Here is a 5,338-nt window from a genome sequence, read left to right as displayed (position 1 = left end):
AAGACGGCAGACGAGATCCGGGGTCCGTCGGGACGGGAGGGCAGACGTGTGCTCTTCCGATTTTTTATAATAAGGTATAAAATTATGAAATTCATCAGTCCAAAAACTGACTTTGCTTTCAAGAAAATCTTTGGTTCAGATCAGAGTAAGGATATTCTGATTTCCTTCCTCAATGCTATGATATACTCCGGTAATTCTGTCATCCAGGATTTAGAAATTATTGATCCTTATAGCGCGGGGGATGTAGTGGATTTAAAAGACACTTATCTGGATGTTAAGGCAGTATTAGAGGATAGAACGACTGTTATCATTGAGATGCAACTCTGGAATGTGGAAGCTTTCAAGAAGCGAGTGGTTTATAACTTGTGCAAAACCTATGGAAATCAACTGCAATTGGGACAGGGATATTTCGATCTAAATCCAGTCATTGCTTTAACTATCACAGATTTTAAGTTATTCCCTTCAACCGAGAAAGTAATTAGCTGTTTTTACTTTCAAGAGGAAGAAGACCACTTGCCTTATCAGGAAAATGAAGTCAAGCTGGTGTTTGTGGAACTTCCAAAATTTACTAAGCAATTGGAAGAGTTAGAAAGTGTGATAGATAAGTGGATATATTTTATCAAAGAAGCGCCAAACTTAGAAATTATTCCTGACAAATTCAGGGAAATCCCACAGCTGGAAAAAGCGTTAACCATAGCGAATCAAGCGGGGTTGAGTGTCTCAGAAGTGGAAAAACTCCGCAAACAGGAGATGGTCTTGGAAGACGCGCGAGGTGCATTGAGTTTCGCGAAAAGGCAAGGACGAGAAGAAGGGGAAAGAAATTTACTATTGCGACAGCTTGAGAGCCGCTTTGGCAAACTAACTATTCATGCCTTAGCATTAATCGAAGCCTTGACCAACGAAGATCTAAACAGTTTATCAGAAGCCATCTGGGATTTTCAGACCAGTGAGGACTTACTCAACTGGCTGCAAGAGCACTCTAATTAAAAGTCTAAATTTTCAATAAAATTAATCGTCTGCTGGGCAGTGCTAAATATCAATTGAAAAGCTGATCCTTGAAAAGTTCAGCACTGCCGAGCCTACATCTACATCTGTAAAGCGATTGGCCTACGGCCACGCTACGCGATGAAGCGTTCGCGAAGCGGAGGCCTTTGGCCTCAGCTTCCGCGCTTATGCGATCGCACTACATCTAGTACATCTACTGGGCTGGTGGCCAGTGGTTGATCCCAATTCAAAACCTGATCATGGGGAAGGTAACCACTGCACACCCTAGATCACAGGCTGCTATTGACTATTTTAGCTAAAATAGCTATTTTAGACTTTATGTCTAGTATTTTTACCTAAAAAGTGATGAAAACCCTTGGAGCATCTGAGGCAAAAAACCGTTTTGGTGAACTGTTGGATTTAGCTCGAACAGAGCCAATACAAATTATTAAAAAAGGGCGTAATGTCGCTGTTGTTATTTCTATAGAAGAATTTGAAAGGTTATTAGAGTTAGAAGACGAACTTATAGCTATCAAAGCTAAACAAGCACAACAAGAAGGGTTTATTGGGCTGTCAGAAAGTGAGCAGCTTTTGGAGAATATTATGAATGCTTAGGCTCAAAGGGAGCAGGGAGCAGGGAGCAGGGAGCAGGGAGAATAAAATTGAAATTGAAGGTACTTCATCACGTATGATGAACGCGCTAAGTTACCAAGTTAAAGAAGAAATTATAGAAATATTACTGATTGCTACCCCACCGCGCACCCAAACGCGATTGGCCTACGGTCACGCTACGCGATGAAGCGTTCGCAAAGCGGAGGCCTTTGGCCTCAGCTTCCGCGCTTATGCGATCGCACTCCCGATTCCCGACTCCCAACTCCCGATTCCCGACTCCCGACTCCCGGAATATATTAAAATCTGTAAAGAAACTGAAAGGATAAGGGAGAATGCGCTTAGCAATTGTTGGTGCGGGGCTCGCGGGCATGGCCACAGCAGTAGAATTAGTGGATGCTGGTCATGAGGTGGAAATTTTTGAATCCCGTCCCTTTGTGGGGGGAAAGGTAGGCAGCTGGGTAGATAAGGATGGCAATCACATCGAAATGGGGTTGCATGTCTTCTTTGGCTGCTATTACAACCTGTTTGACCTGATGAAGAAGGTGGGAGCGTTCCAGTTTCTGCGCCTGAAGGAGCATACTCACACCTTTATTAATCATGATGGACGCAAGGGTGAGCTAGACTTTCGCTTCCTTACTGGTGCTCCCTTTAATGGCCTAAAAGCGTTTTTCACCACCTCCCAACTCTCTCTCCAGGATAAGCTGCAAAACTCCATTGCTCTGGGGATTAGCCCTCTGGTGCGTGGCTTGATAGATTTCGATGGCGCAATGAAAACGATTCGTGACCTAGATGCCGTCAGTTTCGCTGATTGGTTTCGCGGTCATGGTGGTTCCGAGGGTAGTTTAAAGCGGATGTGGAATCCCATTGCCTATGCTCTGGGTTTCATCGATACCGAGAACATTTCTGCCCGTTGTATGCTAACCATATTCCAGTTATTTGCCGCTAGAACCGAAGCATCGGTACTACGAATGCTGGAAGGCTCTCCTCATGAGTACCTCCATAAACCAATTATTAACTATTTAGAGGAAAGAGGAGCAAAAATCCACACTCGCCGCCAAGTCAGGGAAATTCTATTTACGGAAACCCCAGAGGAAACCCGAGTCACTGGTTTAGTGATTGCCAAAGGGGAAATCGAAGAAACCATCACCGCTGATGCCTATGTCTGTGCCGTTGATGTGCCTGGTGTTCAACGGCTGTTACCGAAATCATGGCGCAAGTGGTCCGATTTCGATAATATCTACAAGCTGGATACGGTACCAGTGGCCACGGTCCAACTACGATTTGATGGCTGGGTGACAGAGCTTCATGATGCCGAGAAACGCAAGCAACTCCAAGAAGCAGCAGGGATGGATAATCTACTGTATACTCCCGATGCTGACTTTTCCTGCTTTGCTGATTTAGCTCTGACTAGTCCTGGTGACTATTACAAAGCCGGTGAAGGGTCACTGATGCAATTGGTACTAACCCCAGGAGACCCATTTATCCGACAAAGTAATGATGCGATCGCAAAACATGTGCTTCACCAAGTCCATAACTTGTTTCCCTCCTCACGAGACTTGAACATGACCTGGTCTAGTGTCGTAAAACTCGCTCAGTCTCTATACCGGGAAGCCCCTGGCATGGACCCCTATCGCCCTAACCAAAAGACCCCAATCCCTAATTTTTTCCTAGCCGGTAGCTATACCCAACAAGACTATATCGATAGTATGGAAGGAGCTACCCTATCCGGGCGTCGTGCTGCTAAGGCGATTGAGTCTTTGGTTAATTGAGGGAATCGGGAGTAGGGAATCGGGAATCGGAAATCGGGAAAGAGTGGGGAGATGGGGAGATGAGGAGATGGGGAGATGGGGAGATGGGCAATACTGGCTGGATTTTGGATAAATCCCCCCAATCCCCGTCGGGATCCCCCTGCCTGTTCCCTACTCCCTACTCCCTACTCCCTACTCCCTACTCCCTACTCCCTACTCCCTGTTCCCTATTCCCTGTTCCCTGTTCCCTTTGCTATCGCGAAGTCAAAAATAATACTTTACCAACCTAAAACCCCATGTCTGATTGGCTGGAACATAGTGTACAAGTTGAAGTAGAAGTTCCCATTGAATTAGCGTGGGATCTTTGGTCAGATTTAGAGCAAATGCCCCGGTGGATGAAGTGGATTGACTCAGTGGAAGTCCTAAAAGAGGATCCTGACTTATCCCGGTGGAAACTTGCTAGTACAGGTTTTGAGTTTAGCTGGCTCTCTCGTATTGTGAAATTAGTTCCACATCAGATTATTCAGTGGGAATCAGTAGATGGTTTGCCCAATCGAGGTGCAGTCCGCTTCTACGACCGTAAGGATAGCAGTATTGTTAAGCTCACTATCGCTTACGGCATTCCCGGCATTCTTGGTCAGTTAATGGATAACTTATTTTTAGGTAACCTAGTTGAATCTACCATTCAGGCAGATTTAGAACGATTCCGGGATTATGCCTTGAAGGTGAAAAGGTAGCAGTGGGGAGATGGGGAGATGGGGAGATGGGGAGATGGGGGGATGGTTATTAAGGTAAATTACTAGGATATCATATTAAACCTTAAACCTTCTAAGCTTCTAACCTTCAACCTTCAACCTCCTAACCTTCAACCTCCTAACCTTCAACCTCCTAACCTTGAACCTTCATGTTTCCCCCGCATGGTACGAACTACGAACCAAAGGACCGGAACGAACATGGGCAAATCCCATATCCCGTGCGATCGCACCTAGCTCATCAAACTCTTCCGGTGTCCAGTATTTTTGTACGGGCAGATGTTGGAGAGAGGGACGCATATATTGACCGAGGGTGATGCGATCGCATCCAATTTTACCTAAATCCGCCATCGCCTCTATTACTTCTGCTTTGGTTTCCCCATGGCCCAACATTAATCCCGACTTAGTGGGAATAGCGGGATTGAGTTGTTTGACAATGCTGAGCACATCAAGCGATCGCTGATATTTTGCTCCCCGGCGCACCTTGCCCTGTAAGCGCTGCACCGTTTCAATATTGTGGTTGTAACAGGCTGGCTTGGCCTCCACCACCGTGGCTATCCGTTGCTGTTGCAACTCTGCTGACGTTTGATCCTGCTCACTTTTCCCCCCCCAGAAATCTGCCGTTAGCACTTCTATCTCAGTACCTGGATTGAGTTGGCGGATGGCATCCATAGTAGCTACAAACCAACCGGCACCCTGGTCTGGCAAATCATCCCTGGCCACAGAGGTCAGCACCACATACCGCAACCCCAATAACTGCACCGATTCCGCAACTTTTTGCGGCTCCTCTGGGTCAAGGGCCATGGGAGCATGACCTTTATCCACTTGACAAAATGCACAAGACCGTGTACACGTCGGTCCCATCAACAAAAATGTAGCGGTTTTCTGAGAATAGCACTCACCTCGGTTCGGGCAACGTCCCTCTTCACAAATCGTGTGAATCTGCCGTTGTTTAATAATTCGCTGCACCGTTGAGATGTCACTAGCATTACCAATCGGACGTCGCAACCAAGACGGAAGTGCAGTAATTTCTGAACGCCATTGTTTTTGTGTAGTCATGAGGAATCGGGAGTCGGGAGTCGGGAATCGGGAGTCGGGAATCGGGAGTCGGGAGTCGGGAATCGGGAATCGGGAGTCGAATAGAATTGTAACAGGAGCAAGGGGCAAGATGCCCGTTCCACGTTAGATGGTTACTCTACCAAGATGGCTATTCCGGCAAGATACCTATTCCACAAAACTATT

At 46.4% G+C, this 5,338-nt stretch carries 7 protein-coding genes; 6 read left to right on the top strand and 1 reads right to left on the bottom strand.

The window, feature by feature from the left end; genetic code table 11:
- Window positions 1-84: 84 nt before the first annotated feature.
- The 6 genes from F6K52_RS31750 (at window position 85) to F6K52_RS31725 (ending at window position 4,081) form a co-directional block, all read left to right on the top strand.
- The gene (locus tag F6K52_RS31750; RefSeq protein WP_293088314.1) at window positions 85-987 is read left to right on the top strand and encodes an Rpn family recombination-promoting nuclease/putative transposase; all 903 of its coding nucleotides are present in this window, start codon (window positions 85-87) and stop codon (window positions 985-987) included.
- Window positions 988-1,350: 363 nt separating this feature from the next.
- Entirely contained in the window at window positions 1,351-1,599 is a 249-nt protein-coding gene (locus F6K52_RS31745) for a type II toxin-antitoxin system prevent-host-death family antitoxin (RefSeq protein WP_293088311.1), read from the top strand.
- Complete coding sequence (locus F6K52_RS31740) at window positions 1,592-1,783, top strand: hypothetical protein (protein ID WP_293088308.1); 192 nt, start codon at window positions 1,592-1,594, stop codon at window positions 1,781-1,783. The genes F6K52_RS31745 and F6K52_RS31740 overlap by 8 nt, the downstream gene beginning before the upstream one ends.
- 145 nt (window positions 1,784-1,928) lie before the next feature.
- Window positions 1,929-3,365, top strand: a complete 1,437-nt coding sequence (gene zds / locus F6K52_RS31735) for a 9,9'-di-cis-zeta-carotene desaturase (RefSeq protein WP_293088304.1) — start codon at window positions 1,929-1,931, stop codon at window positions 3,363-3,365.
- On the top strand, window positions 3,362-3,634 hold the full coding sequence (locus tag F6K52_RS31730; protein ID WP_293088302.1) for a hypothetical protein: 273 nt from the start codon (window positions 3,362-3,364) through the stop codon (window positions 3,632-3,634). The genes zds and F6K52_RS31730 overlap by 4 nt, the downstream gene beginning before the upstream one ends.
- A 6-nt stretch (window positions 3,635-3,640) precedes the next feature.
- Window positions 3,641-4,081, top strand: coding sequence for an SRPBCC family protein (locus tag F6K52_RS31725; RefSeq protein ID WP_293088298.1), 441 nt, complete (start codon window positions 3,641-3,643; stop codon window positions 4,079-4,081).
- A gap of 165 nt (window positions 4,082-4,246) precedes the next feature.
- Here F6K52_RS31725 and lipA read toward each other — a convergent pair whose 3' ends face one another.
- On the bottom strand, window positions 4,247-5,155 hold the full coding sequence (lipA, locus tag F6K52_RS31720) for a lipoyl synthase (RefSeq protein ID WP_293088317.1): 909 nt from the start codon (window positions 5,153-5,155) through the stop codon (window positions 4,247-4,249).
- Window positions 5,156-5,338: the final 183 nt, after the last annotated feature.

The organism is Moorena sp. SIO3H5 (assembly GCF_010692395.1).
Taxonomy (GTDB): Bacteria; Cyanobacteriota; Cyanobacteriia; order Cyanobacteriales; family Coleofasciculaceae; genus Moorena.
The sequence above is the reverse complement of the archived record's forward strand: the minus strand, read 5'-3'. Positions and strand labels throughout refer to the sequence as shown.

What these genes read in the sequence shown, in the direction of transcription:
- F6K52_RS31750 (WP_293088314.1), top strand. Translation starts at nt 85, where the DNA reads ATGAAATTCATCAGTCCAAAAACTGACTTTGCTTTCAAGAAAATCTTT.
- F6K52_RS31745 (WP_293088311.1), top strand. Translation starts at nt 1,351, where the DNA reads ATGAAAACCCTTGGAGCATCTGAGGCAAAAAACCGTTTTGGTGAACTG.
- F6K52_RS31740 (WP_293088308.1), top strand. Translation starts at nt 1,592, where the DNA reads ATGCTTAGGCTCAAAGGGAGCAGGGAGCAGGGAGCAGGGAGCAGGGAG.
- zds (WP_293088304.1), top strand. Translation starts at nt 1,929, where the DNA reads ATGCGCTTAGCAATTGTTGGTGCGGGGCTCGCGGGCATGGCCACAGCA.
- F6K52_RS31725 (WP_293088298.1), top strand. Translation starts at nt 3,641, where the DNA reads ATGTCTGATTGGCTGGAACATAGTGTACAAGTTGAAGTAGAAGTTCCC.
- lipA (WP_293088317.1), bottom strand. Translation starts at nt 5,155, where the DNA reads ATGACTACACAAAAACAATGGCGTTCAGAAATTACTGCACTTCCGTCT.